This is a genomic window from Actinomyces sp. HMSC08A09, from assembly GCF_001807465.1.
Taxonomy (GTDB): Bacteria; Actinomycetota; Actinomycetes; order Actinomycetales; family Actinomycetaceae; genus Actinomyces; species Actinomyces oris.
This window is the reverse complement of sequence record NZ_KV789096.1, coordinates 116,386-140,903: the sequence shown is the minus strand read 5'-3', so window position 1 is coordinate 140,903 and position 24,518 is coordinate 116,386. Positions and strand designations below refer to the sequence as shown.

Annotated in this window: 16 protein-coding genes and 1 tRNA gene; 7 read left to right on the top strand and 10 right to left on the bottom strand. The window is 70.8% G+C overall.

Features of this window, described 5'->3' with window-relative positions; genetic code table 11:
* Window positions 1-38 precede the first annotated feature (38 nt).
* Both HMPREF3165_RS04190 and HMPREF3165_RS04185 read right to left on the bottom strand, forming a co-directional pair.
* A complete protein-coding gene (locus tag HMPREF3165_RS04190; protein ID WP_070511039.1) occupies window positions 39-3,467 on the bottom strand; it encodes an ATP-dependent DNA helicase in 3,429 nt (1,142 codons plus the stop codon).
* Window positions 3,464-7,099: a UrvD/REP family ATP-dependent DNA helicase gene (locus HMPREF3165_RS04185; RefSeq protein WP_070511037.1), complete on the bottom strand. Its 3,636-nt coding sequence runs from the start codon at window positions 7,097-7,099 to the stop codon at window positions 3,464-3,466. Before HMPREF3165_RS04185 ends, HMPREF3165_RS04190 begins: the two co-directional genes overlap by 4 nt.
* 244 nt (window positions 7,100-7,343) lie before the next feature.
* Here HMPREF3165_RS04185 and HMPREF3165_RS04180 point away from each other — a divergent pair, with 244 nt between their 5' ends.
* The 3 genes from HMPREF3165_RS04180 (at window position 7,344) to HMPREF3165_RS04170 (ending at window position 9,102) form a co-directional block, all read left to right on the top strand.
* On the top strand, window positions 7,344-7,559 hold the full coding sequence (locus HMPREF3165_RS04180; protein ID WP_009407243.1) for a DUF3107 domain-containing protein: 216 nt from the start codon (window positions 7,344-7,346) through the stop codon (window positions 7,557-7,559).
* 351 nt (window positions 7,560-7,910) lie between these two features.
* Complete coding sequence (locus HMPREF3165_RS04175; protein WP_070511079.1) at window positions 7,911-8,336, top strand: hypothetical protein; 426 nt, start codon at window positions 7,911-7,913, stop codon at window positions 8,334-8,336.
* A gap of 10 nt (window positions 8,337-8,346) precedes the next feature.
* Window positions 8,347-9,102: an NAD-dependent protein deacylase gene (locus HMPREF3165_RS04170; RefSeq protein WP_070511077.1), complete on the top strand. Its 756-nt coding sequence runs from the start codon at window positions 8,347-8,349 to the stop codon at window positions 9,100-9,102.
* On the opposite strand, the gene ppk2 is transcribed toward HMPREF3165_RS04170, so the two are convergent.
* From ppk2 to HMPREF3165_RS04145, 5 genes are all read right to left on the bottom strand, one after another.
* Complete coding sequence (ppk2, locus tag HMPREF3165_RS04165; protein WP_070511035.1) at window positions 9,099-9,938, bottom strand: polyphosphate kinase 2; 840 nt, start codon at window positions 9,936-9,938, stop codon at window positions 9,099-9,101. The two genes, HMPREF3165_RS04170 and ppk2, sit on opposite strands and share 4 nt — an antisense overlap.
* 165 nt (window positions 9,939-10,103) lie before the next feature.
* Entirely contained in the window at window positions 10,104-10,370 is a 267-nt protein-coding gene (locus HMPREF3165_RS04160) for a Txe/YoeB family addiction module toxin (RefSeq protein ID WP_083303186.1), read from the bottom strand.
* Window positions 10,367-10,609 (bottom strand): type II toxin-antitoxin system Phd/YefM family antitoxin, encoded by a 243-nt coding sequence (locus HMPREF3165_RS04155; protein ID WP_029316340.1) that lies wholly within the window; start codon window positions 10,607-10,609, stop codon window positions 10,367-10,369. The genes HMPREF3165_RS04160 and HMPREF3165_RS04155 overlap by 4 nt, the downstream gene beginning before the upstream one ends.
* 118 nt (window positions 10,610-10,727) lie before the next feature.
* Window positions 10,728-10,804 (bottom strand) — tRNA-Met (locus tag HMPREF3165_RS04150).
* 118 nt (window positions 10,805-10,922) lie between these two features.
* Window positions 10,923-14,129 carry a UPF0182 family membrane protein gene (locus HMPREF3165_RS04145; RefSeq protein WP_070511031.1) on the bottom strand — a complete coding sequence of 1,069 codons (3,207 nt, stop codon included), beginning with the start codon at window positions 14,127-14,129 and terminating at the stop codon, window positions 10,923-10,925.
* A 233-nt stretch (window positions 14,130-14,362) separates the two neighbouring features.
* Here HMPREF3165_RS04145 and HMPREF3165_RS04140 point away from each other — a divergent pair, with 233 nt between their 5' ends.
* Entirely contained in the window at window positions 14,363-14,944 is a 582-nt protein-coding gene (locus HMPREF3165_RS04140; protein WP_070511029.1) for a PPA1309 family protein, read from the top strand.
* A gap of 60 nt (window positions 14,945-15,004) precedes the next feature.
* Here HMPREF3165_RS04140 and HMPREF3165_RS04135 read toward each other — a convergent pair whose 3' ends face one another.
* On the bottom strand, window positions 15,005-16,567 hold the full coding sequence (locus HMPREF3165_RS04135) for a zinc-dependent metalloprotease (protein WP_070511027.1): 1,563 nt from the start codon (window positions 16,565-16,567) through the stop codon (window positions 15,005-15,007).
* A gap of 293 nt (window positions 16,568-16,860) precedes the next feature.
* Between HMPREF3165_RS04135 and HMPREF3165_RS04130 the strand changes: the two genes are divergently transcribed.
* Entirely contained in the window at window positions 16,861-18,090 is a 1,230-nt protein-coding gene (locus HMPREF3165_RS04130) for a YlbL family protein (protein ID WP_070511075.1), read from the top strand.
* Window positions 18,091-18,258: 168 nt separating this feature from the next.
* Window positions 18,259-19,239: a hypothetical protein gene (locus HMPREF3165_RS04125; RefSeq protein WP_070511026.1), complete on the top strand. Its 981-nt coding sequence runs from the start codon at window positions 18,259-18,261 to the stop codon at window positions 19,237-19,239.
* Between the two features lie 30 nt (window positions 19,240-19,269).
* Here HMPREF3165_RS04125 and HMPREF3165_RS04120 read toward each other — a convergent pair whose 3' ends face one another.
* Together HMPREF3165_RS04120 and nudC are read right to left on the bottom strand one after the other, a co-directional pair.
* A complete protein-coding gene (locus tag HMPREF3165_RS04120; protein WP_070511024.1) occupies window positions 19,270-21,357 on the bottom strand; it encodes an ATP-dependent helicase in 2,088 nt (695 codons plus the stop codon).
* A 63-nt stretch (window positions 21,358-21,420) separates the two neighbouring features.
* Window positions 21,421-22,533 (bottom strand): NAD(+) diphosphatase, encoded by a 1,113-nt coding sequence (gene nudC / locus HMPREF3165_RS04115; protein WP_070511022.1) that lies wholly within the window; start codon window positions 22,531-22,533, stop codon window positions 21,421-21,423.
* A 191-nt stretch (window positions 22,534-22,724) separates the two neighbouring features.
* Here nudC and HMPREF3165_RS04110 point away from each other — a divergent pair, with 191 nt between their 5' ends.
* Window positions 22,725-23,996 carry a cysteine desulfurase family protein gene (locus HMPREF3165_RS04110; protein WP_070511020.1) on the top strand — a complete coding sequence of 424 codons (1,272 nt, stop codon included), beginning with the start codon at window positions 22,725-22,727 and terminating at the stop codon, window positions 23,994-23,996.
* Window positions 23,997-24,518: the final 522 nt, after the last annotated feature.

Genomic DNA, 24,518 nt, shown 5'->3' with positions numbered 1-24,518 from the left:
AGGCGCGCTGCTCTGCGGCCCTTGTCTCACTGCGGCCCCTACCCCACCGTCAGGGCCGCCTGAATGTGCTCGATGCTGAGCAGGCCCTCGGCAGTGAGCTCATCGACGCGTCCTCCGGGGTAGTCGACGTAGACGTAGGCGGCCCGTACCGACCCGGTGGGCACGCCTTGGGAGGCAGCCCAGGCGTGGACATAGACGCTGAGCTGGTCCACTGGCACCTGTCGGCGCCCGGTCTTCCAGTCGACGATGAGCCACCCGGAACCGTCCAAGCGCTGGAAGACGGCGTCCATGCGGCAGCGCAGGGTGGTGGCGCCGATGGTGATCTCCCGGTCCGTCTCGGTCTCGGCCAGGACGTAGTCCTCCAGGAGCGGCAGGTTCTCGGCAGTGCCCAGCCAGCGCTCGATGCGGTCCCGGTCCTGGGGTCCGAGGCTGTCGGGCACGCCCGCCTGCCCCAGGCCGAACAGGGTGCCACGTGCGCTCAGGCGCTGGGCGACGGCCTCGTGGAAGACGGTTCCGAGCCGGCCGGCGGCGCGGGGCTCGGGTGGGAGTGGGCGACGCAGGTCGAGTGCGAACTGCCGGCGGTCGGCGCGCAGGTCGTCCAGGCGAGTGGCGGCCAGGTGCTCGGGCAGGCGGACGGCGGGGCCGTTGGACAGGGCCCGGGTGCGCTCGGCCAGGAGGAGTCCCACCTCGAGTCGCCACCGCCGCACCGTCTCGTCGTCGGGCTGGGCCTGAGCGTACGCCTCCTGGGCGGGGGCGGCGCCGCCCATGGCGGCGGTGACCTGGGCGGCGGCCGCGCGCCGGGCCCGGCGCACAGCGGCGAGCCGGTCGGCGACTGGGGCGTCCTCTCCCCCGGCCTCCAGGGCCTGGCTGTCCAGGGTCTCCGCTGCGTCGGCGTCGGGGGGCCAGGTGCCCACCTGGGTCAGGGCGGTCAGTGGGTTGGGGCGGGACTCATCGAAGTCGACCCAGCCCTCCGCGTAGGAAGACAGGAGGTCGCGCCGCTGGAGCTCGGTGAGGAAGCGTGAGGGGCAGCGGGGCTTGGAGGCGGTCTTGGACAGGTGGGAGCCGGTCAGGAGGAGCTCGTGGCGGGCCCGGGTGAAGGCCACGTAGGCCAGGCGGCGCTCCTCGCGCAGGCTCTGGCGTCCGAGGGCCTCCTTGTAGGCGCTCATCGTCTCGGTCAGGAGGGGCTTGTCGGTGGCAGCCGGGTCGAGGTCCCCCACGGTGAAGGGGGGCAGGTCGCCGGCGTCGGCCCGCAGCGGGAAGGGGAAGGTGGAGGTGGAGCCCATCCAGCCGGTCTCCGCGACGCGAAGATCGTCCTTGACGGCGCTGGTGTAGGAGGGGAAGACCTGCTCGTCCATGCCGGGGACGGCGACGACGTCCCACTCCAGCCCCTTGGCGGCGTGGACGGTGAGGAGCTGGACCGCCCCGGGCGAGGGCTCGACCTCGGGGGCGCTCATGGCGTCCTCGTGCTCCTCGGCGGCGTCGAGCCATTCCAGGAAGCCGGTGAGGGTGGGGGCGTCGGTGTCGGCGGCGAAGGCCCGGGCCGTCTCGTGGAAGGAGTCGAGGGCGCGGTGCCCCATGGGGTGGCCGACCCGGGCGGCGATCTCGATGTCGAGGTCGAGGACCTGCTCGGCCAGGGCCACGAGGTCGGGCAGGGGCAGGGAGACGGCCTCCCGGATGCGTCGGATCGCCCGGGCGGTGCGCAAGGCAACGGCCCGCCCGGCCTCGGTCAGGTCCCGGACCACGGCGGACTCTTCCTGCTCTTCCTGCGCGCCGTCCTCATGCCATCGCAGCAGGGTGTCCAGGGCCTCGCTGAGCAGTGGGGAGTCGGCCTCGGCATGGTCGCCGTGAGGTCCTGGTGCGTCCTTGCCGCTTTCGGTCGCGGTGCGGGTGAGCTCGCGGGCCAGCGACGCCAGGGCCCGCAGGTCGCGGGCACCGATGCCGAAACCGGTCAGGAGCCTCACCACCCGGTCCCCGCGCTCCGGGTCCGAGGCCGCGGTCAGCAGGGCTCGGACGTCGGCGACCTCGGGGACGTAGAGCATCCCGCCCAGGCCGATGATCGTGTAGGGCAGGCCGGCCTCCTCCAGCTCGGCGGCGATGGGATCCATCTGCGCCCGGGTGCGGCACAGGACGGCCATCTCGGCACTGGGCGACCAGCGCTCGGCAAGGAAGGCGACCACCGTGCGGGCCTCCTCGGCGGGGTCCTGGAGGAAGGCCCCGTACACCGCGCCGGGCTCCAGGCCGAAGGCCGCGGGGCGGGCCCGCAAGGGGGCGACGGTGAGGTGCTCGCCGACAGGGTCCCCGTCCTCGACGACGCCAGAGCGCAGGGGTGCGGAGACGACGTTGGCGACCTCCAGGATGGTGGAGTCGTTGCGCCAGGAGGTCGACAGCTCCAGGACGGGGGTGGCCTCGACCGGTGAGGTCCCGGACTCCAGGAGGGCGGTGCCAGCGGGGTTGAAGCGCTGGTGGAAGGTGTCCAGGGCGGCGGCGCTGGCTCCTCGCCACCCGTAGATGGCCTGGTGGGGGTCACCGACGGCGGTCACCCCGGAGTCGGCGAAGAGGGCGGACAGGAGCCGGACCTGGGCCACCGAGGTGTCCTGGAACTCATCGAGCAGGACCGCGGGGTACTGGGCCCGCACCTGGGCGGCGGCCTCGGGGACGGACTCGGCGATGGCACAGGCCAGGGCGATCTGGTCACCGAAGTCGAGCAGGCCGTGGTGACGTTTGTGCGCATGCAGCTCGGCGACGACGTCGAGCAGGGCCTCCCACTCGGCCATGACGGCGGGGGCCTTGCCGACCAGGGTCTTGCAGCCCTTGATGGCGGCCAGGGCGGTGAACTGCTCGGACAGATCGGCCAAGTCCTTGGCGGCCTCCTCGATGGTCAGCAGGTTCTGGCTCAGGGAGTCGGCCAGGACCAGGGTGGCACTCGCGTTGTGGCTGAGACTCTCGTTGGGCAGCGGGAGCGTGCGAGCCTCAAGCAGGGAGGTGACGATCTGCCAGGAGCGGGCCTGAGTGATGAGGGTGGAGTCGGGGTCCACGCCGATGCGCAGTCCGTGGTCTCGCACCAGGGCGCCGGCGAAGGAGTTGTAGGTGGCGATCATCGGCTCGCCAAAGTCGGTGGCGTCAGAGGTGCCCTCCGCTCCGCTGTCGCGCCCCGGTGCGGCGACCGGGAGCAGGCCGGCCGCACTGAGGCCGGCCAGGCGGGAGGCGACGCGCTGGTCGAGCTCGGCGGTGGCCTTGCGGGTAAAGGTCAGTCCGAGGATCTGGTCGGGGCGGACCTGCCCGGTGGCGACCAGATAGACGACTCGCTGGGCCATGGTGGCGGTCTTGCCCGAGCCGGCTCCGGCGACCACCAGCAGGGGGCTCAGCCGGTGGGCGATGACGAGCGCCTGCTCCTGGGTGGGGGTGTGGATGCCGAGCGCCTCTGCCAGGGCCTGGGGGGTGAGCCGGCGTGGACCGGTGGGGGTCATGAGACGACTCTCCTTCCCTCGACCTGCACGGGGCAGGAGTCCTTGACCCGGCAGGTACGGCAGTGCTCACCGGTGCGGGCCTCGATCTGCGGGCCCACTCCGGCCACGGCCGCGGTGGCCACAAGCTCCTCGGCCCAGTACTCCTCGCTGCTGTCGGCAGCACCGTTCGCTTCCGCGTCACCCGGTTCCTCAGCGGGCTCGCACGCGGGCTCCTGCGTTGGTTCCGGGGCGGCGGGGCTGGGGTCGAGTGCGGCACCCGGCGGAGCCAGGACGTAGCCGTCCCCGGAGCGTTTGGAGGGCTCCTTGCCCAGGAGCACGAGGGCTCCGCCGACGACGTCGAGGCCCTGCGAGCTCAGGGCCAGCCGGTAGGTGGCCAGCTGGGGATGGCGCTGGACGTCCTTGGGGACGCGCTGCCCGGTCTTGAGGTCGATGACGCGCACCGTGCCGTTCCGGTCGGGTCCGGCGGATTCCTCCGACTCGCCTCCCAAAAGGCCGCCGATGTGCTCGAGGCGGTCGATGCGCCCGGAGATCGCGACCGGGACGGCGTTGCCGCCTTTCGTCGGTATCCGCAGACCGGCCCGCTGGCGGACCGCTGGGCTGAGGACACTCAGGGGGATGTCGACGTCGGCGCGCACGGGCTGCTCGACGTCGGCGCGAATGCCCAGCGCGTCACAGTCAGCCAGGTAGGCATCGAGGCGCTCGATCATGGCGCGGGCGCGGTCTGCGGCCAGGCCTCCCTGCCAGGTGGCGGGGTAGCCGAGGTCGGTCAGGCGCTCCTCGAAGGCCTCGCGCAGGGCCGGACCGCGCAGGTGCTCCTTCTCCGCCCGTTCGGCGACGGCGTGGACAAGGCTGCCCAGGGCCTGGGCGTCGCTGGCGGGGGCCGATCCGCCGCTGCGGGTCAGGAACCACTTGAGGGGGCAGGCGGCCAGGCCCTCCACGTCGGAGGGGCTGACCCGTATCCGCTCGCCGGCGGCGATGAGGGGGGCGCTGGAGGTGGGGCCGGTCGCGCCGATCCAGGTGGCGGGGTCGGCGCCGGGTACGCCTTGGCGGGCGAGGTCGGCCAACAGGTCGACGGCGGCCCGGCCGCGGCGGCGCTCGGCGTCGGTGGCCGTCTCAAGGTTCCCGCAGATAGCGGCGTGGCGCAGCTCCCCCACCAGGCCGCGCAGGGTGAGGTCACCGGTGTCGGGGGTCAGGAGAGGGGTGCCATCGGCGTCGGTCAGGGCGATCCCGGCGGTGCGGGCGATCTCGGTCAGGAAGGGTGAGGGGGCGTGCTCGGCGTCGGCGGTGGCGGTCAGCAGGAGGCGCCTGGAGGCGCGGGACAGGGCCATGATGAGCATGCGGCGCTCATCGGCGCGCACCTGCACCCGGGCGGCGGCCACGGTGCCGCTGCCGCCGCTTCCCTCCCCCGGTGCAGCGGTGTCTGTGGTCAGGCGGCCGGTGACGGCGTCGACGAGCAGGCCGGCGCGGGTCAGGGAGTCCCTCAGGCGCAGGTCCGGCCAGCGGTCCCGCTCCAGTCCGACGACCACAACAAGCTCCCACTCCTGGCCCGCGCAACCGGCCGGGGTCATGACGGCCACACCCTCCGGGCGCCGCCCCTGAGGGGCGACGGAGTCCGAGGGCAGGACCTCGGCGTCGAGCTCGGCCAGGAAGCTGGAAGCGTCCTGGCCCGGGTGGCGCTCAGCCCAGACCTCGGCGCGTTTGAACAAGGTCGTCACGACGTCGAGGTCGTGCTCGGCGGCCTCGGACAGGAGCGTTCGCACCGAGCTTGCCGAGGGCAGCAGGGCGGTGGTGCGCCAGGCCTCGGCCCGCTCGGAGGCGTTCCAGGCGGCCCACAGCAGGGCCTCGACATCGTGCGGGGCCTCGTCCGGGGTCTGCTCGATGGCGGAGCGCAAGGCCTCAAGGATCCTGGCTGCGGTGAGGAGCCGCTCCGCCTGGGCACTCAGCGGCTGCCCGTCCAGGGACCGGGCGAAGCCGGAGGCCTGCTCGGGGTCGGCCAGCAGGGCCAGGAGGGCGGCGTCGCCGCCGGTTCGGGGCCCGGTCCCTGCAGCGGGAACGGGGGCGGGACCGGTGGAGGTACTGGGCTCACTGGGCTCGGCCGCACTGGCGTGCGGGGTTGCTGCGAGCGGGTTCTGGCGCAGCCTGCGGCGCAGTCGGCGCAGGTCCATGGTGGTCAGCCCCACCAGGGGGCTGGTGAGGAGGTTGATGGCGGCGTCGCGCTGGGGCGGTTCACCGTGCCCGCCCAGCTGGTCGCGGATGGCGGCGCGCACGATGTCCAGGAGCGCGGCTGCGGCCGGTTCTGCGCGTAGCAGGACCGCGGGCGTGCGTGAGGCCAGGGGCACACCTCGTCTGCGCAGGTCCCTGGCGAGGGTCTCGGCGTCGGCGGCGCTGCGAACGATGACCGCCATTTGTGACCAGGCGGTGCCGTGGTGGACGTGCTCGAGCCTGAGCGCCCGGGCGACGTGGGCGTGTTCCTGCCAGGCGGAGGAGGCCAGGATGACTTCGACGCCGGCCGCCACCTGCGGGCGCTCAGCGTCGCTCGCCCCGGAGGAAGGCCCTGCCGAGGACCGTGCTGAGGACTGGGGCGCCGGGGTCGTCTGCCGGTGGGCGGTTGTGCCGGTCACCGGGACCCGGGCGCTCTGGTCGCGGATCACCGCTGCGATGGCCGGGTTGCCTCGGTAGCAGGTGGTCAGGCGCAGGCGGGTGGCTGCGAGCCCCGAGTGGTCCTCGGCGGCGACGAGCAGGCTGGGGGTGCCCCCGCGGAAGGTCTCCACGGCGACGTCGGGGTCCCCCAGCACCACGACCTGTGCCCGGTGCCCGTCGGGGTCCGGGGTCGCCAGGGCCGTCAGGAGCCTGGCGGTGGCAGCCGTGCAGTCCTGGTAGTCGTCCACGAGGACGAGGTCCGGGACGGGGCGGGGGGCGGTGACGGCGTCGGCGCCCCAGGAGCTCAGGGCCTCCACGGCTCGGTCCTGGAGGCGAGCCGTGTCCATCTTGCGGGTCTGGGCCCGGCGCTCGGCGCTGGCCCGCCCCTGTGCGTCCCAGGTGCGCAGGAGCTGGGACGCGGGCCCCCAGATAGGCACATTGAGCCGGCGTCCCAGGTCGGCCAGGTCGTCGGCGCTGACGCCGAGCTCTCCGGCGCGGGCCAGGAGGTTGCGCAGCTCGGAGCGGAACGCCCGAGACCCGGTGGCCTCGGCGGGGAGCCCCGGCCAGGTGACGGTGCTGACCATGGAGGCCAGGACGGAGTCCTCCTCCGCACCGGCCAGAAGCACCGGAGGCGGCAGCGGGTCGGGCCGCATGGTCAAAGAGGTGGTCAGGATCGTCAGGGCGAGGGCTGCGGGGGTACGCACTCGGACGACGCCGTCGCCATGGCCCTCACGCAGCAGGTGAGCGGCCCGGCCGCGCAGCCAGTCGGCCCGCGCCCGGGTGGGGGCCAGTAGAACGGCGTCGCGTCCACCGGCGACCGCCTCGGCCAGCAGCCTCAGGGCCAGAGACGTCTTACCGGTCCCAGGAGCCCCCAGGACGACGACGTTGGAGCCCTCAGCCACGCGGTCCAGGACCCGCTGCCCATCGGCGTCGGCGGCGGGCAGCTCGGCCGCCTCGGCGGGCGGGAGGAGACGGACGGGGTCCTGGGGCATGGGACCATCTCACCACGGGCCACCGACAGGATCGTGCACCGTTAACGGATCGTCATCGGTCACGAGCCCTCCACCCGGAAGCACCGGCGGCGCATGTTCCGCGTGGCGCGAAACGGCGCGGCTCCTGGTGCGCGCGATGGGCCGGCACGGCCGCAGCCCCCTAGGATCGAGCCAGGTTCATGCCCCTCTCCCCGATGGGCGCTGTGCCGCTCAATACGGCACACAGACGATGCGAAGGAGCCCCATGCAGGTCACGATCGGAATCAAGCACGCCAGCCGCGAGCTCTCCCTGGAGACCTCCGACTCTCAGGAGAAGGTGCTGGCCGCCGTGGCCGACGCCGAGACCAAGGCCGTCATCCTCAGCGACGACAAGGGCCGCAAGGTCTTCGTGCCGGCCGGCTCCCTGGCGTACATCGAGCTCGGCGAGGCTGAGCCCCGCCGGGTCGGCTTCGGTATCTGAGCCTCTCCCCACGACGAGCACGCACAGGGCCCAGGTCTGGCGGACCGCATTCCACGGCGTTCCGCTGCTGATCTGGGCCCTTGCCTGATCACTCAGCGTCCTGCGAGGAGGCTGAGAGTCGATGAACCGGAACGGCAGGCAGGAGGACCGGTCCGCATGAACCTGACGGAGCAATTCGCTCATATGGCGACAGGCGCGATGTACGACGACCTGACTCCTGAGCTCATCACAGCGCGGATCGAGGCCGATCGCACTGGCTACCGACCGATCCACTGAGGCCCAACCCGGCGCAAAGTTGTTCGTCCTTCGATTCTTCACGTTGCCGACATGCAGGCCGATACAGTCGCTCTCATGAAGTCACCTGTGCTCGCGGTGATGTGTGCCGCCTTGTTCTTCATCAATGGCGTGCTGCAGCTACTTCTGGCCCTGGGACTTCCTTTGGGCCGGTTCGTCCTGGGCGGCGCCTATACCGTCTCCCCTGTCCTACTCAGGCCGGTCAACCTGGCATTCTTTCTGGCCTGGTTCAGCTGCGGTCTGGCGTACCTCAGGTACGGCGGTCTGATACGCCGGCCCCTGCGTGATCGCACCGCGCGAGGGGTTGTGTATGCCTCGACTCTGTGGCTGTTCGTCGCCTCGGCCTTCAACCTCTTCATCACCACCAGCGAGTTCGAGCGTTATGTCACCGGGACGCTGTCCGCTCTTGCCTGTGTCCTGAGCACATGTCTCGTATGGCGCCGCGACCGGCTCTGCGCGTGCAGGATTGGTCCCCGGCGTTAGGGTGGAGTGCATGGATCGCCAGGACAGCCAGTGGGGCCTGCTCGCCCAGTGGATCGAAGAGTCCAACCGCATCGTCTTCTTCGGCGGCGCCGGGGTCTCGACCGAGTCGGGGATCCCCGACTTCCGGGGCGCCAAGGGCTTCTACCACCAAGACCGGGAGATTCCCCTGGAGCAGGTGCTGTCCATCGACTTCTTCACCGTGCACCCGCAGGCCTACTGGGAGTGGTTCGCTCAGGAGAACGCCCGCGAGGGCGTGGCCCCCAACGCAGCGCACAGGTTTGTGGCCGACCTCGAGCGGGCCGGGAGGCTGTCGGCCGTGGTCACGCAGAACATTGACGGCCTCCACCAGCGGGCCGGCTCCGAGCGGGTCCTCGAGCTGCACGGCAACTGGTCGCGCCTGATCTGCACCGGCTGCGGCGAGCGCTTCACCCTGGACGACGTCGACGGCGCCCGCTCCGGCGAAGTTCCCCACTGCCCCGCGTGCGCCTCGGTGCTGCGCCCGGACATCGTGTTCTACGGCGAGATGCTGGACAGCGACGTCATGGAGGGGGCCGTGCGGGCCATCTCGGAGGCGGACCTGCTGATCGTGGCCGGCACGAGCCTGGTCGTCTACCCGGCGGCAGGCCTCATCGACTACTACGCCGGTGAGCGCCTGGTCCTCATGAACGCGACTCCCACACCGTACGACTCCCGCGCCGACCTCATCATCCGTGAGCCGGTCGGGCAGGTCTTCGAGGAGCTGGGGCACAGGAGCCGCCGGCCCTAGCTGATCCCCTGGTCCTCAAGGTCCACGTAACGCTCGGGCGCCTCGGACTCGCTGAGGGTGGCGGCGTAGTCGGGCACCTCGCTCTGGAGGGATCGGTCCGTACGGCGGTAGCCCGACGACGGGAACGAGGGCTTCTTCGGGAACTTCATCTTGGGACGCTCCACGTGCTCGTAGGGAATGGACTCCAGCAGGTGGTGGATCATGTTGAGGCGGGCCTTGCGCTTGTCGGCCGACTCCACGACGTGCCAGCGCGCGGAGTCAATGTCCGTGTGGACGAACATCTCGTCCTTGGCGCGCGAGTAGTCCTCCCAGCGGGGCAGAGCCTCCAGATCGGTGGGTGAGAGCTTCCAGCGCCGCATGGGGTCGGTCATCCGCGACTTGAAGCGCTTGTACTGCTCCTTCTGGGGAACGGAGAACCAGTACTTGCGCAGCAGGATACCGTCGTCGACGAGCATCCTCTCGAAGACCGGGCACTGCTGGAGGAAGCGCCGGTGCTCCTCCGGGGTGCAGTAGCCCATGACGTGCTCGACGCCACCGCGGTTGTACCAGGAGCGGTCGAACAGGCAGATCTCGCCGGCGGCGGGCAGGTGCGCGATGTAGCGCTGGAAGTACCACTGGGTGCGTTCACGCTCGGTGGGGACGGGAAGTGCGACCACGCGCGCGATACGCGGGTTGAGGTACTCGGTGATGCGTTTGATCGCCCCGCCCTTGCCGGCCGCATCGCGGCCCTCGAAGATGACGACGACGCGGGCTCCGGTGGCCCTGACCCACTCCTGCATCTCAACCAGCTCCGCCTGCAGCCTCAGCAGCTCGGCCTCGTACAGGGAACGGTCCATGGTGGGGTGCTTCTTTGCCATACTTGAGTGTCGCACAGATCCCACACGGGCGCGCAAGCAACCGCGAACGTGTTCATGAGGGAGATACCGGCGCTACCCAGCCATGCGCCCGCAGTCATGCCAGTCCGGGGAATCACGTCACGCCGAGCCTGCGGGGAGGCGTCATCACTCGTAGTGGGTCCACATTCTCAGGACATGGATGGTCCTCTCGTCGGTGTGCACCTCGTAGACGAGCCGATGCTGGATAGTGATGCGCCGCGAGTAGCAGCCCGATAGATCCCCGACCAGCTTTGCATCACGAGGCGGCTTGACGAAGGGATTGTCCCGTATGAGGTTGAGGAGCTTCTCGGTTTTAGGCCTGAGTCCCGCCGCGGTCAGTTTCTTCGCGTCCTTCTGTGCCTGACGTGAGAACACGATCCGCCACGAGCTCACCAGTCGAGTTCTTCCGAGCCCGCCTCGATGCCTTCACGTCGGGCATTCCGGATCGAGTCCATCATGCCCGGGACGGACTCCAGGTAGAGCGTCTCCTGGATCGCCCTCCAGTCCTCCTCCCCCACCAAGACGGCATTGCCGCGTTGGCCGGTGATGACCAGCGGCTCGGAGTCTTCGTTGACCTGATCGATGAGCCGATACAGCTGAGAACGAGCGGTCGTCACTGGAATCGTAGACACGCAGCAAGCGTACGTCATAACGTACGCCCCCTCAAGGTCACTGCCTCTCTTCAGTCGGACGGCCGAACAGACAAGAACAGAGGAGCCCGGTCCTGGGAAGGACCGGGCTCCTCTGGAGTGGTAGCGGGGACAGGATTCGAACCTGCGACCTCCGGGTTATGAGCCCGGCGAGCTACCGAACTGCTCCACCCCGCGTCGGTGAGACCAACCTTAGGGGGCGTCCCACCCTTGAGGCAAATGACGAGGGCGTGCCCTTGCTCACCGCCCGGTGAGGCGGGTCGCAGGGCACGCCCTCAGTGGCGGCCGACCGGGCTCAGCCCAGCTTCTTCTGGGCCTCAACGGCCCGCTTGACGGCTTCGTTGAGGCGCTTCTGCGCATCGCCGTATGCCGACCAGTCGCCCTTGCTCCTGGCTGTGTCCGCGTCAGTCATCGCGGTCTGAGCGTCGGAGAGCGCCTGATTGAGCTCCGCCTTCGGATCCGAGGTTCCCGAGGCCGACGGGGTGGCGGAGGAACTGGAGGACGCGCTGGCCGAGGCCGAGGAGGACGCACTGGCTGAAGCCGTGGGCGCGGCGCTCGGGCTCGCCGATGCCTTGGCCCCGCCATCCGCCGTCGGGTCCTTGCCGTCGGTCGTCTCATTGGTGTCATTGGCCGCGGCGGCATCGCCGTCGATGGCCTCCTGACCCGTGGTCGCCCCGGAGTTACCGCCGAAGACCTGGTCGAGTGCCCCCGAGAGGGTGTCGGCGAATCCGACGTTGTCCCCGAAGGAGACCAGCACCTTGCGCAGCAGCGGGTACTGAGTTCCCGATGACGACTGCACGTAGACGGGCTGGACGTAGAGCAGTCCGCCTCCCACGGGCAGCGTCAGCAGGTTGCCCTTGATGACCTGGGAGCCCTCCTGGGACAGGAGGTTGAGCTCCTTGGAGATCTCCGGGTTGGAGTCGAAGATGTTCTGCACCTGCCCCGGCCCGGCCACGTTCGAGGAACGCGGAAGCTCCAGGAGTCTCAGCTTGCCGTAGCTGGGACTACGCTCCCCCTTCTTCCCGGTGCCGGGAGAGGTCTCGGAGTCCACGGCGAGGAAGCCGGTGAGCACGTTGCGGTTGGTATTTCCGCCGATGATGTAGGCGCTGGACAGGGAGAAGCTCGCCTGGTCCTGCCCGGGCATCTTGAGGGTCAGGTAGTAGGGGGCCTGCTGGTCCTGACCGGGTGTGGTCGGGTCATCCGGAATCTTCCAGAAGTCTCCACCGGAGTAGAACTCCGCGGCGTCGTTGACGTGATAGGTCGCCATCATGGTGCGCTGGACGTTGAACAGGTCCTCGGGGTAGCGCATGTGGGCGATGAGGTCGGCGCTCATCTGGCTCATGGGCGTGACCGTCCCGGGGAAGACCTTCTGCCAGGCCTTGAGGATCGGGTCCTTGTCATCCCACTGGTAGAGCTTGACCGACCCGTCGTAGGCGTCCACGACGGCCTTGACGGAGTTGCGCACGTAGTTGGACTCCTCCGGCGCCCGCAGAAGTCCGCCCTTGTTGTCGGCGGTCGCCGTCGCCTTGGCCAGGGACTCGTGCTGGGCGTAGGGGTAGTTGTTCGTCGTGGTGTAGCCGTCGACGATCCACATCACCCGCTTGGGAGTGGCCGGGTTGTCGTCGTGATCGACGACGGCCGGGTAGGGGCTGTTGTCCAGGGTCAGCCAGGGGGCCACCTTGGCGACGCGCTTGGCCGGGTCCCGGTCGTAGAGGATCTGGGAGCCCTCGCGCACCTCCTGGGAGAAGAGGATGTTGGCCTCCCGGAACTTGGCGGCGTAGAGCAGGCGGTTGAACGGGTTGGACACGCTCGGCCCGCCGTTGCCGGCGAAGGTGGTGTTGACCTGACCGGTCTTGGACTCGTCGTCGGGGTAGTCCAGCTCGCGCGGCGAGCCGTTGTCCTTGCCACCCACGATGGAGTAGGACGGCGAGGACTGACCGAAGTAGATCCGGGGCTCGTACTTACCCAGGTCACCCTGGGAGGGGATGCCCCCCTCCCAGAACGAGGGGTAGCCGCGGGTGGCCACTGTGTTGCCGTAGGCGTTCACGACGCCGTAGCCGTGGGTGTAGACGGTGTGCTCGTTGACCCAGGTCTGCTGCTGCTCGCCCAGGCCGGACAGGTTGAGCTCACGTACCGCGATCACCGTGTCCCGACTGGTGGAGTCCACCTTGTAGCGGTCCACGTTGAGCCGGTTCGCGAAGGAGTAGTACTGCTTGTTCTGCTGGACCTGCTGGAAGGTCGGGGAGATGAGCCCGGGGTCCAGGAGCCGGATCGAGGTGGTGGACTCGGCATCCTTCTCCAGCTGGCCGGCCGCCGTCTTCGTCGTGGCGTCGTAGTTGGTGGTCTCCACGTTCTCCAGGCCGTAGGCGGCCTTGGTGGCATTGATGTTGCGCTGGATGTACTCGGCCTCCTGGCGCTGGGCGTTGGGGTCGACGATGAACTTCTGGATGACCAGCGGGTAGGCGGTCCCCACCACCAGGGAGGAGACGATCATGACAACCACACCGATGATCGGCAGGCGCCAGGAGCTGGATCGCACCGAGGCGACGAAGAGGAAGGCCACGGCCAGTCCGATCGCCGCGAGAATCGCGTTGGCGGGGATGACCGCGTTGACGTCGGTGTAGTTGGCGCCGTCGAACTTGGAGTTGGAGGCGTACAGGGCGCTGTAGCGACCCAGCCAGTAGCCCACGGCCCGGATGACGGCGTACAGCGCCAAGAAGATCGCCAGGTGCATGCGTGCGGCCTTGGTGAAGTGGGGCTTACGCACCACGGAGATACCGCCGTACAGGTAGTGGACGACGATTGAGGCCACCCCGGCGAACAGGACGACGCCGGACAGGAAGGACACGAGCGTCAGCACCGCGGGCAGGATGAAGACGTAGAAGGAGATATCGATCCCGAACTGGGGGTCCTTGACTCCGAAGGACTGGGAGTTGAAGGCCAGCAGAATCTCCCGCCAGCTGGGGGCCAGCTCCCAGGCCGAGCCGAACAGGGCCAGCACCGCGGGCACTGCCCAGGTCAGCCGACGTCGCACGGGCTCGATGACGGAGCGGTAGGCCTCGAGGTTGCGCGTGGCCTCGTCGTCGGGCATCCCGATCTCCCTGGCCCGGTAGGCCCTGGTCATCGAGACGAAGACGGCCCCGAACATGATGCCGAATCCCACCAGGAACAGGACGATGAGGGCTATCCACTGCGTCCACAGCACCCGGGCGTACCCGATCTGACTGAACCAGAGGACCTCGGTCCACACCTGCGACAGGATGCCGATGGCCACGGCGATGGCCGCGATGATCGAGATGGTCAGGACCAGCGGACCGGGACGTCCGCCGCCTTTACCGGTGCGCGGAGCGCGGGGAGGACGGGGCCCTCCCCCACCCATGCGTCCAAGGCCGAACAGTCCGGCTAAGTTGTCAGGCTTCCCCTGTCGGGACGAGCCGGTGGACTTGCTCGAGGACTCCTCGGAGGTTGAGTCCGGGGACTCGTCATCGGGCCTGGTGCTCACGATCCTGCTCCCTGTCTGACGTGCGTGGTGACGCCGCCTCGCACACGGTGAAACATGGCGTCATCGGCCGGAGGGGCCGCTCGGTCCATCGTCCCACACACCTCTGACACGGCCATAACCTTCTCCAGGATGAGAAAACGCCTCGGGTGGCAGGGCGCGCCCCCTGACTGATGAAGCCTCGTCATTGGAGGAGGAGGCGCCACCAGTGAGACGATGGCGGCGTGACTGACACAATGCATGACGAGGCGACCACCGCGGGGGCAGGTCGAGCCGCAGCCTTATCGGCAGGGGCCCTGGCCCGCGCGGTGACGGAGACCGAGACTCACGTGGCGGCCCACGGCTGGGACCAGCCGGTGCGCGTCTTCGCGCTGGTGCGCACCGCCGAGGCTCTTGAGACCGACCCGGACGTGGCCGACCTCCTGGACGCCGCCACCGTGGAGGAGGCCCGTTCGAACCCCGACCTGCTCATGGTGGTGGAGCAGGAGGGGCTGCCGCCCGCCGCGGACCTGGAGCACCTGTTGGCCCAGCTCGCCTGGCCCGAGTCCGTCCACGGCGCCGCCATCAGCGTCGAGCGGCTGGTCCTGCCGCCTGCAGCCCAGGAGGAGGCCGAGGCCATCACCGATGCCGCCGAGCGTCTGGCCTTCCTCCAGGAGCGCCCGGATCGCGAGGACATCCGCATGGTGGTGGGGGTCCTGCGCGGCGGGCGGTCCTGGTGTGTGCTGCGCTCACGCAGTCACGACGACGACGCCTCGCTCTATCAGGGCGAGCGCCTGGTCCCCGGCCTGGTCGAGGCCCTGGAGGCGACCTTCCTGTAGCCGATCACCGTCGGGCGAGCACTCGGCGCTGGTCACCGGAGCTGCGTGGCCCCGTGCGCTTCAGTCCTTGTCCGTGCCGGTCGGGTCCTGCTCGTCGGGCTCTCCGGGCGAGTCCTCGCCCCCGGCGCCGGCCGAGGCGGGGTCGGCCGGCTGGTTGGGCTCCTGGGAAGCGGCGTCGGCGGAGGCAGGGCTCCGGTCCCCGAGCCCCTCGGGGCTGTTCTCGTCGGCCTCCTTGGCGCCCTCGGCGTACCCGAGGGTCCCGTCCAGCAGGGAGGCCAGGTCGGCGTCGATCTCGGCGTCGATGTCCTGAGCCATGCGCCGCATGGTGAGGAAGTCCTTGGGATTGGCGAGCTCGGAGGCCGTGGGCATGACGTCGGGGTGGTTCCAGAAGGCGTCGCGCTCGGCGTCACCGGCCTGGGCGCCCAGGTGGGCCCACAGCTCGGCGGCCTCCCGGGCCCGGCGGGGACGGAAGGTCAGGCCGATGAGGCGGGCGAAGACCTGCTCGGCGGCGCCGCCCTGGGCCCGGCGCCGGCGCATCATCTCGGCCAGTGCCATAAGGTGGGGCAGGTGCGGTGCGGCGGCGCGGGCAGTGACCACCTCGACCCAGCCCTCAACGAGTGCCAGGAGCGTCTCCAGGTCCTCCAGGGCCTCGCGCTGGGCCGCCGTCTCCTGGGGCGCGAACAGCCCGCTCTCAAGGGCCTCGCGCAAGGCGTCGGAGTCGTTGGGGTCGACCTGGGCCACGGCGGACTCCAGGGTCTCGGTGTCGATGCGGATCTCGCGGGCGTAGGCGACCACTGCCTGGAGCACCTGCCCGCGCAGCCAGGGCACGTGGGCGTAGAGGCGGGCGGTGGCGGCCTCCCGCACGGCCAGGAACATGCGGGCCTCGTCCTCATCGACCTCCAGCCCCTCGGCGAAGGCGGTCACGTTGGCGGGAACCAGTGCCGTACCGGGCTCACGGGTCAGAGGGAGACCGGTGTCGGTGGCCCCCAGCGCCTCCTTGGCGAGTTCCCCGATGGCCTGGCCGATCTGGAGACCGAAGGCCGTGCCGGCCATGGTGCGCATGATGGACCCGAGCGCCCCCATCTGCTGGGCGGCCTGCCCCATCTCGGCCGGCATCTCCTGAATCTGCTTCTCCAGGGTGCGGGCCAGGGCGGTGGTGACGGCCTCGGCCACCGGGGCGCACACGTCCTTCCACACCGGCAGCGTGCGCTCGACCCAGCCGCTGCGGCTCCAGGCCTCCCGCTGTCCGGGGGCCGGCATGAACTCGGTGGCCGTATCCAGCCACAGGTCGGCCACCTGGAGGGCCTGGCGCGTGGACTCCGCGACCGCGGCGGTCACCGTGGGGTCACCGTCGCCGCGCGCCTGCTGGAGGGCCAGCTCCTGGCCCATCTGCCAGTTGACCGGCTCGGCGGTGGAGGCGGAGGACATCTGCTGGAACTGGGCGCGCATCGCCAACAGCTGGGCGGGACTGAGCTGGGAGATGTCCCCCACCCCCGGCATCTGGGCGATGGAGCTGGGATCCACCCCGGATGAGCGCAGGGCGCTGACGGCGTCGGAGGCCATCTGCTCGCCGAACAGTGATGCGAGCATCTTCTCGAGCTCGTCGAAGGCGTCCTCGCTCACGGGGTTTCCTCTCGCCGGGTCGTCTGGGCATCGTCCGGGCCGTCTGGGGCGACCGGACACTGTCGCTAACGGCCCTATGGTCGCACCCATTCCTGTGCCGGGGCTATGTTCCGTTCGCCGACGGCGTGCCCACTCCGTCCCGGTCGCGTCCTGTCCGCGCCGACACAGGGTCGGCAACGTATCGGTACAGGATCGGCACCGGGGCTGCGACGTGCTGGCACTGTGTCGAGTTCGTGCCGGGTTCGTGTCGGTATCTGCGCGTCTTCCTCAGGAAGATGTCGCATGATGAGCGCGTGACGCACCTAGACCAGCACGACGCCGTCGACGCCGCGGGCTCGCTCGCCCCTGACGACACCCGGCCGGCCCCGGAGCCCGAGGATGATCGGTTCGACCAGGCCGAGCACGCCGAGGCCCCGCAGGCGCAGCCCTCCCCACAGGACCGGCGCCGACGCAGACTGCGGCGCACTGCGGCGGTCGGGGCGGTCCTGGTGGTGGTGGCCCTCATCGTCGCCGTCTTCACGGTGCCGATCAACGTGGTCATCGAGGCCCCCGGCCCGACCTGGAACGTGCTGGACAACGGCTCGTCGTCGAGCCAGGACGTCCTGAAGGTCTCGGGGACCGAGACCTACCCGACCCAGGGCGCGCTGCGGATGACGACGGTCTCGGTGTCGGGCTGCCCCGGTTACCCGGTGACCACCGCGGACCTCATCGCCGCCTGGTTCTCCGCGGACAAGCGGATCGTGGACCGTAACGAGGTGTGCCCGCAGGATCAGAGCGCCGAGCAGGTCGAGGAGACCGGCAAGGCTCAGATGACCGCCTCGCAGGACTCCGCCGTCATCGCCGCGCTCGTGGAGACCGGCAAGGCCGGAGCCATGCACCTGACCGTCACCGAGGTGGCCGAGCAGCAGACCTCGACCAAGGTCCAGGCCGGGGACGTCCTGGAGACCATCACTCCTGAGGGCGGCCAGGCCACGACCATCACCTCCTTCTCCCAGCTGAAAGAGCTCATGACCACCATTGCCGAGGGCACTCGGGTGACCCTCGGGGTGCGCCGCGGCGATCAGCAGGTGGCCGCCGCGCTCACCACGATCGCCCCGCAGGAGGGGACGACCGGTTCCCTGCTGGGGCTGAGCCTGAAGATCTCGGTGGACAGCAAGGTGGACGCCACCTTCGGCCTGTCCGACGTCGGCGGGCCCAGTGCCGGCATGATGTTCGCCCTGGGGGTCGTTGACGAGATCACCCCGGGGGCGCTGACCGGCGGCAAGGACATCTCCGGGACCGGGACGATCGACATCAACGGCCAGGTCGGCCCCATCGGCGGTATCCAGCAGAAGATGGCCGGTGCCCGCAAGGCGGGCTCCACGTACTTCCTGGCCCCGGCGAGCAACTGTGACGAGGTCAAGGGCCATGAGCCCAAGGGCATGCAGGTCTTCGCCGTCGGTACGCTGCACGAGGCCGTCACCGCCACCGAGGCGATCGCCTCGGGCGACACCTCCAGTCTGGCCACCTGCTCGGCCAAGTGACCCCCACTGCCCCGGCGCTCGGCCGGGGATAGTTATCCACAGGCCGGCAACTGCCTCTGGTGACTCGGAGGCGCCCCGTGCCACTGTCGCACCGTGTCCTGACGCGCTCGCCAGGACGTCGATCTCCCGGCGCCCCTTCGGGTTCCGGGAGGACTGTGAGGAGGCACGATGCGTGTACGTGGTGGGTGCGCCATCCTGTGGCGCCAGCAGGGCGTCAGCCAGATCGGGACGAGTCCCGGGCGGCGCACCATTGTCAGTGACCTGAGCCTGGCCGAGCAGCGCCTGCTCGATGAGTTCGCGCGCAACCTGGAGAGCACGGGCGTCTACCGGGCCGCCCGGCGCAGCCGGGTGCCGGTGGCGCGGGCGCGTGAGATCGTCGCGGACCTGGAGCGTCAGGGGGTGCTGGTGGCCTCGGCGACCAGCGAGCTCGGCGGGGCCGACGGCGTCTACTGGGACCGGCTCGGAGCTGACGCCAAGGGCCGTGGCGCGGTCCTGTCCCAGGCCGTCCTGGCTGTTCACGGCGTGAGCGCCCTGGCTCAGGAGGCGGCTCTGTGGCTGGCGGAGGCCGGGGTGGGCACGATCCTGTCCACCCGTTCCCCGCAGGACGGGGGCCTGGCTCCGCTGCTGTCGGCACGTTTCCCGGCCCTGCGGACGCGGGCACCGTTGCGCACCCGCCCCGATGTCATGGTGACGGTGGACGCGCACGTGGTCGAGCCGCTGCTCGCGCGCCGGCTCGCTCAGGAGGACGTGGTGCACCTGCCGGTCGTCGTCGGCGAGGCGGGGGTGCGCATCGGCCCGGTACTCAACGCTCAGGGTCCGTGCTCGACCTGCCTGGACCTGTGGGAGAGGGACGCCGACCCGTGCTGGCCGGCGTTGGCCACGCAGATGCGCACCCTGCCCATGCCGGAGGTCGAGCACCTGGTCCTGCACGAGGCGGCGGCGTCGACGGCTCGGGCCGTCATCGACACGCTGGTGGCCCAGGTGACCGGGGCCGACGGCACCGGGGACGAGGCGGAACCGGGCGGGGAGGCGAGCGCAGGCTCGGCCGCGTGGTGGTCCACGCACTCGGTGGAGGTCACCGGCCAGGAGCCCCGGGGGCGGCACAGGGCCTGGGAGCGTCACCCCGAGTGCCTGTGCTCGCAGCTGTGAGCGCCGTCGGGCAGGAGTGCCTCGGGCCGGTCAATCCCCGGCCTCGAAATCGCGCAGAAGAGCCAGGACCGGCCCTCCGTAGTCCTGAAGCTTGGTGGCGCCCACGCCGCGGATGAGGGAGAGCTGGGGCAGGCTGGTCGGTTTGACGACGGCGATATCCCGCAGGGTGGCGTCGGCGAAGACCGTGTAGGCGGGCCTGGACCTCTCCTTGGCGATCTGGGAGCGCCAAGCCCGCAGCTCCTCGAACAGGGCGATGGTGCGGGGGTCGTTGTTGGCCTCGAAGTCGGCGGCGGACTGTCGGGAGCGTTCCTTGGCGCTTTGGCGGCCCTGGTGCCGGGAGGCGTCTCGACTGCCGTGGCCGGTGGGCCACAGGCCGTCCAGGAAGCGGGAGGGTTTGCGGGAGGCCCGCCCTCCGGCGTTGCGGGCGCGGGCGTAGGAGATGATGAGGTGCTCGCGCGCGCGGGTGACGCCCACGTAGAGCAGGCGCCGCTCCTCCTCGATGGCGGCCTGCCCCTCGGCCAGGGAGATCGGCAGCAGGCCCTCGCAGACGCCGGCGAGGATGACGGCGTCCCACTCCAGGCCCTTGGCGGCGTGCAGGGAGGACAGGGTGACGCCCTCGACGGTGGGGGCGTTCTGGGCGTCGGCGCGCTCACGCAGCTCGGTGTGGAAAGCGTCGAGGTCGGCGCCGCGGGTCTGGGCCATCTCGTCTGCCAGGGCCACCAGGGCGTTGAGGGCGTCCCAGCGCTCGCGCACGGCTCCGCGGGGGGCGGGCGGCTCCTCGCTCCAGCCCTCGCGGGACAGGACGGTGCGCGCGTCCTGGCCGAGGTCGCCGGTGAGAGTGGCCTTCTCGGTGCGGGCGGCCCCCAGGATGACGGCCATGGCACGCTTGACCTCCTCACGCTCGAAGAAGCGCTCGCCACCGCGCACGAGGTAACCGATCTGGGCTCCCGCCAGGGCCTGCTCGAAGACCTCGGACTGGGAGTTGGTGCGGTACAGGATCGCGATCTCGCTCAGGGGGACCCCGGCGGCCTGCAGGCGGCGCACCTGGGCGACGGCGCCCTCGGCCTCGGCGATGTCGTCGTCGTAGGTCTCGAAGCGCACGGCAGGGCCGCTGGGCCGCTGGGCGACCAGCTCGACGGCGCCTGCGGGCAGGTGCAGGCCGCCGCCCCCACGCCGCGAGCGCGACAGGACCCGGTTGGCCAGGGAGACGACCTGCGGGGTGGAGCGGTAGTCGCGGCTCAGGCGCACGGTGCGCGCACCCTCGTAGCGGGTGGCGAAACCGGTGAGGAAGGCAGGCGTGGCGCCGGTGAAGGAGTAGATGGTCTGGGAGACGTCACCGACGACGCACAGCTGGCGGCGCCTGCCCAGCCACAGGTCCAGCAGGCGCTGCTGGAGCGGGGAGACGTCCTGGTACTCGTCCACGACGAAGTGCTTGTACTGGCCGCGCACCTGGGCAGCAACGTCCTCGCGGTCCAGGAGGATCCCGATGGTCAGCAGGAGCACGTCCTCGAAGTCGATGACGCCGCGCTCGCTCTTGGCCTCCTCGTAGAGGGACAGGACCTGGGCGACCGCGGCCGCCTCCTGCCCGGCCACACCGGTGCGACCGGCGGCGACGGCGGCCTGGGCGTAGTCCTCGGGCAGGGTCATGGTGACCTTAGCCCACTCGACCTCGGCGGCCAGGTCCCGCACGGTGGCCCGGTCAGTGGGCAGGCCCAGGCGGCGGGCGGCGGCACCGACCAGGGGCGCCTTGTGAGCCTGGATGTCGGGACGGCGTCCGCCGATGGCGGTGGGCCAGAAATAGGTGAGCTGGCGCAGGGCGGCGGCGTGGAAGGTGCGGGCCTGGACGCCGGGGACGCCGAGGTCGGCCAGGCGTGAGCGCATCTCGCCGGCGGCGCGGGCGGTGAAGGTCACGGCCAGGACCTGGGTGGCCTGGTAGGCGCCGGTGGCCACGCCGTGGGCGATGCGGTAGGTGATGGCCCGGGTCTTGCCGGTGCCTGCGCCGGCCAGGACGCACAGGGGGCCTTCGAGGTGCTCGGCGACCTCGCGCTGGTCGGGGTCGAGGGCCTCCAGGAGCCTGGATGCGTCGAGGGGGGCGGGGTGGGGGGTGGTCGGGCTCATCGGGACCAGCCTGCCATGCGGCGGTGACAGGAACCGACGGTTGTTGTCCCGCGCCGGGTGGCGTCAGCTGACGATGGGGCCGCCGTACCAGTCCTCGATGAGGAGTCGGGCGATGGAGGTGGGGCCGGGCAGGAGGATGCTGCCGTCGTCGGCGGCCGCGGTGAGCTCGTCACGGGAGACGAGGCGGGCCTCGACGACCTCCTGGCCGTCGGGTCGGGGCCGGTCCTCGCCGGGGGCCAGGCGGGCTCGGCAGCCGAGCATGAGGGAGCGTGGGAAGGGCCAGGGCTGGGAGGCGAGGTACTCGACGTCGGCCACGCGCAGCCCGGTCTCCTCCCACACCTCTCGTGCCACGGCCGCCTCAACGGACTCGCCGGCCTCGACGAAGCCGGCCACGACCGAGTAGCGCCGGGGAGCCCAGGTGGCGCCGCGCACGAGGAGAAGGCGGTCGGAGGTGTCGGTGACCGCCATGATGACGGCCGGGTCGGTGCGCGGGAAGTGGACGGTGGCGCAGTCGGAGCAGCGGCGGGCCCAGCCGGCCTCGATGATCGAGGTGCGTCCGCCGCAGGCCGGGCAGTAGGCGGATCGGGCGTGCCAGGCGGCCAGGGCAGTGGCCGTGGTGGCCAGGCCGGCGTCGCGGGCCGTCATCTGGGCGCCCATGGCTCTCAGGGCGGAGAGCGGGTAACGCTCCAGCAGCCGGCGCAGGTCGGGGTGGTCGACGGCGGTGCCCTCGGCGTCGGAGCCGGTGGCGGGCGGCTCGGGGGCGTCGGGGACCTCGAGGGCCTGGGGCACGACGACGGCGATCCAGGCGGGGCCCGAGGCTGCGTCGTCGGCGAGCTCGCGGCCCATGTAGAGGACGGTCAGGTCGGGGCAGCGAGTGGGGGCGGAGGCTCCGAGGTAGCCGACGCGAAGGTCGGGCAGGCCCCAGCCGCTGCGGGTGCCGGGTCCCTCCCAGGCGGTGGCGCCGGGGCTGCCGATGAGGCTGGGCGGGGTGAGGCCGTCGTCGGGCAGGTCGGGGTGGATAGCGGGGCCGGTCAGGGCGACGCGGCCGCGGGCGTCGACGAGCAGCAGGCGGGTGTCTGGGTCGGCGGCGAGGCGCTCCAGCAGCCCGGGCTCGCTGCGTCGCTCGGCGTCGCGGTCGGTAGCGGAGCGGGACAGGGCGAGCTGGTCGGTGCGCATGGGGTCACTCTCCCACCCCCAGCTTCGAGGCGCACATGGGCACGCCCATACCGATAGGAGATGAGTATGGGACTCGGCGGCTGCCGGGGTGAGAGGCGAGCTGGTCTGCGGGGGTGCGGACGGTGTGCGGGTGGCGCGGAGGCCACGTGCGGACCATGCTGGTCGCCGGTGCCGCCGTCTAGGCTGGGGGCGTGCGCACCTACCTCGATCATGCCGCCTCGGCCCCGGTCCGTCCCGAGGTCGCCCAGCAGGTCGCCGAGGACCTGGCCAGTGGGCTCGGGGGCTGGGCGAATCCGAGTGCGCAGCACACCGCGGGCCGGCGGGTGGGGGCACTGCTGGCGCAGGCCCGTGCCCGCCTGGCAAGGGCCCTGGGGGTGGATGCGCATGAGGTGCTGCTGACCTCCGGTGGGACTGAGGCCGACGCCCTGGTGGTCTCGGGGCGGGCGCGAGCGGTTCCGGGCGGGCGGCTGGTGGTCTCTCCGATTGAGCACCCGGCGGTTCTGGACTCGGCGCGTACCGCCGTGGACCAGCTGGGGGCGGGGCTGAGCCTGCTGGAGGTTGACGACGCGGGGCGGGTCGAGCTCGACTCGGTGGATCGGGCGCTGGTGCCGGCGGGCAGTACCGGCCACTCCCCCGCGTCCTTGGTGTCGGCGATGACGGCGAACAATGAGACCGGCGTGGTGCAGGACATGGCGGCGCTGGTGGAGCGCGTGCGCGAGGCCAGCGGCGGCGGACGTCCCGGCGAGGCCGGGTACGTGCCCGTCCACTCCGACGTGGTTGCGGCGCTGGGGAAGGTTCCGGTGGACTTCCATGGCTGGGGCCTGGATGCGATGAGCCTGAGCGGCCACAAGCTGGGGGCGCCGGTGGGCGTGGGGGCCCTGGTGGTTCGCCGCGACCTGACGTTGACGCCGGCCACGGGCGGGGGCCGTCAGGAGCGGGGGCTCCGCTCGGGTACTCAGGACGTGGTGGCGGCCCGGGCGCTGGCCCTGGCGGTGGAGCTGGCGGTCGCCGAGCGGGAGGAGCAGGAGGCCCGGCTGGCGGCGCTGCGGCGTCGGATCCTGGAGGGTGTCGGGGCGCTTGCGGGCGTTCACGCCACGTTGCCGGAGGGTGCCGATCATGTGGCCTCCACGGCGCACTTGTGGTTCGAGCAGGCCGACGTCGAGGCACTGCTCATGGCCCTGGACCTGGCGGGGATTGATGCGTCGGCGGGGTCGGCCTGCCACGCCGGGGTCACCCAGCCCAGTCACGTGCTCCTGGCGATGGGCTTCGAGGAGGGGCCTGCCCGCTCCACACTGCGCTGCTCCCTGGGTAGAGAGACGAGCCCCGACGACGTCGAGCGCCTGCTCGCCGCCCTGCCCGCCGCCCTGGAGGGGGCCAGGCGAGCCTGGAAGGTGACGCACAAAGAGCAGTGGGTGGGGATCAATAGCCGCGACAGGCATATCGATCCCCACCTGCCTCAGTGAAGTGCAGTTCCCGAAGGAACCGCGACGCTGAGCGCTTCCCGCTGTGGGTGGCCGGCAGCCCCGAACCTCAATGAAGTGCAGCTTCCGAAGGAACTGCTACTCTCGACGGCGCCCGGCTTCCACGCGATCTTCTCGCCTCAATGAAGTGCAGTTCCCGAAGGAACCGCGCGACGAGGACCTCGCAGCGATCGAGGCGCTGGCGTTGCGCGCCTCAATGAAGTGCAGCTCCCGAAGGAACTGCGACCCGTTCGATGACGCGGTGTTCCTTCGAGCGAAGCAGCCTCAATGAAGTGCAGTTCCCGAAGGAACTGCGACGTAGCACCGACGGCGACGCGGGCACGCGCGTATTCAAGCCTCAATGAAGTGCAGTTCCCGAAGGAACTGCGACTCGTCAACACCGACGTTGCCAAGGGCACCATCGTGCCTCAATGAAGTGCAGTTCCCGAAGGAACTGCGACCTCGGAACTCGACCTGGAGCCTGGTCCGCATGTCCTCGCCTCAATGAAGTGCAGTTCCCGAAGG

Bases quoted from the DNA above. Each gene is read 5' to 3' on its own strand.
- HMPREF3165_RS04180 (WP_009407243.1), top strand. From the start codon at position 7,344: ATGCAGGTCACGATCGGAATCAAGCACGCCAGCCGCGAGCTCTCCCTG.
- ppk2 (WP_070511035.1), bottom strand. From the start codon at position 9,938: ATGGACCGTTCCCTGTACGAGGCCGAGCTGCTGAGGCTGCAGGCGGAG.
- HMPREF3165_RS04190 (WP_070511039.1), bottom strand. From the start codon at position 3,467: ATGACCCCCACCGGTCCACGCCGGCTCACCCCCCAGGCCCTGGCAGAG.
- HMPREF3165_RS04125 (WP_070511026.1), top strand. From the start codon at position 18,259: ATGCGTGTACGTGGTGGGTGCGCCATCCTGTGGCGCCAGCAGGGCGTC.
- HMPREF3165_RS04120 (WP_070511024.1), bottom strand. From the start codon at position 21,357: ATGAGCCCGACCACCCCCCACCCCGCCCCCCTCGACGCATCCAGGCTC.
- HMPREF3165_RS04170 (WP_070511077.1), top strand. From the start codon at position 8,347: ATGGATCGCCAGGACAGCCAGTGGGGCCTGCTCGCCCAGTGGATCGAA.
- nudC (WP_070511022.1), bottom strand. From the start codon at position 22,533: ATGCGCACCGACCAGCTCGCCCTGTCCCGCTCCGCTACCGACCGCGAC.
- HMPREF3165_RS04175 (WP_070511079.1), top strand. From the start codon at position 7,911: ATGAAGTCACCTGTGCTCGCGGTGATGTGTGCCGCCTTGTTCTTCATC.
- HMPREF3165_RS04140 (WP_070511029.1), top strand. From the start codon at position 14,363: ATGCATGACGAGGCGACCACCGCGGGGGCAGGTCGAGCCGCAGCCTTA.
- HMPREF3165_RS04185 (WP_070511037.1), bottom strand. From the start codon at position 7,099: ATGCCCCAGGACCCCGTCCGTCTCCTCCCGCCCGCCGAGGCGGCCGAG.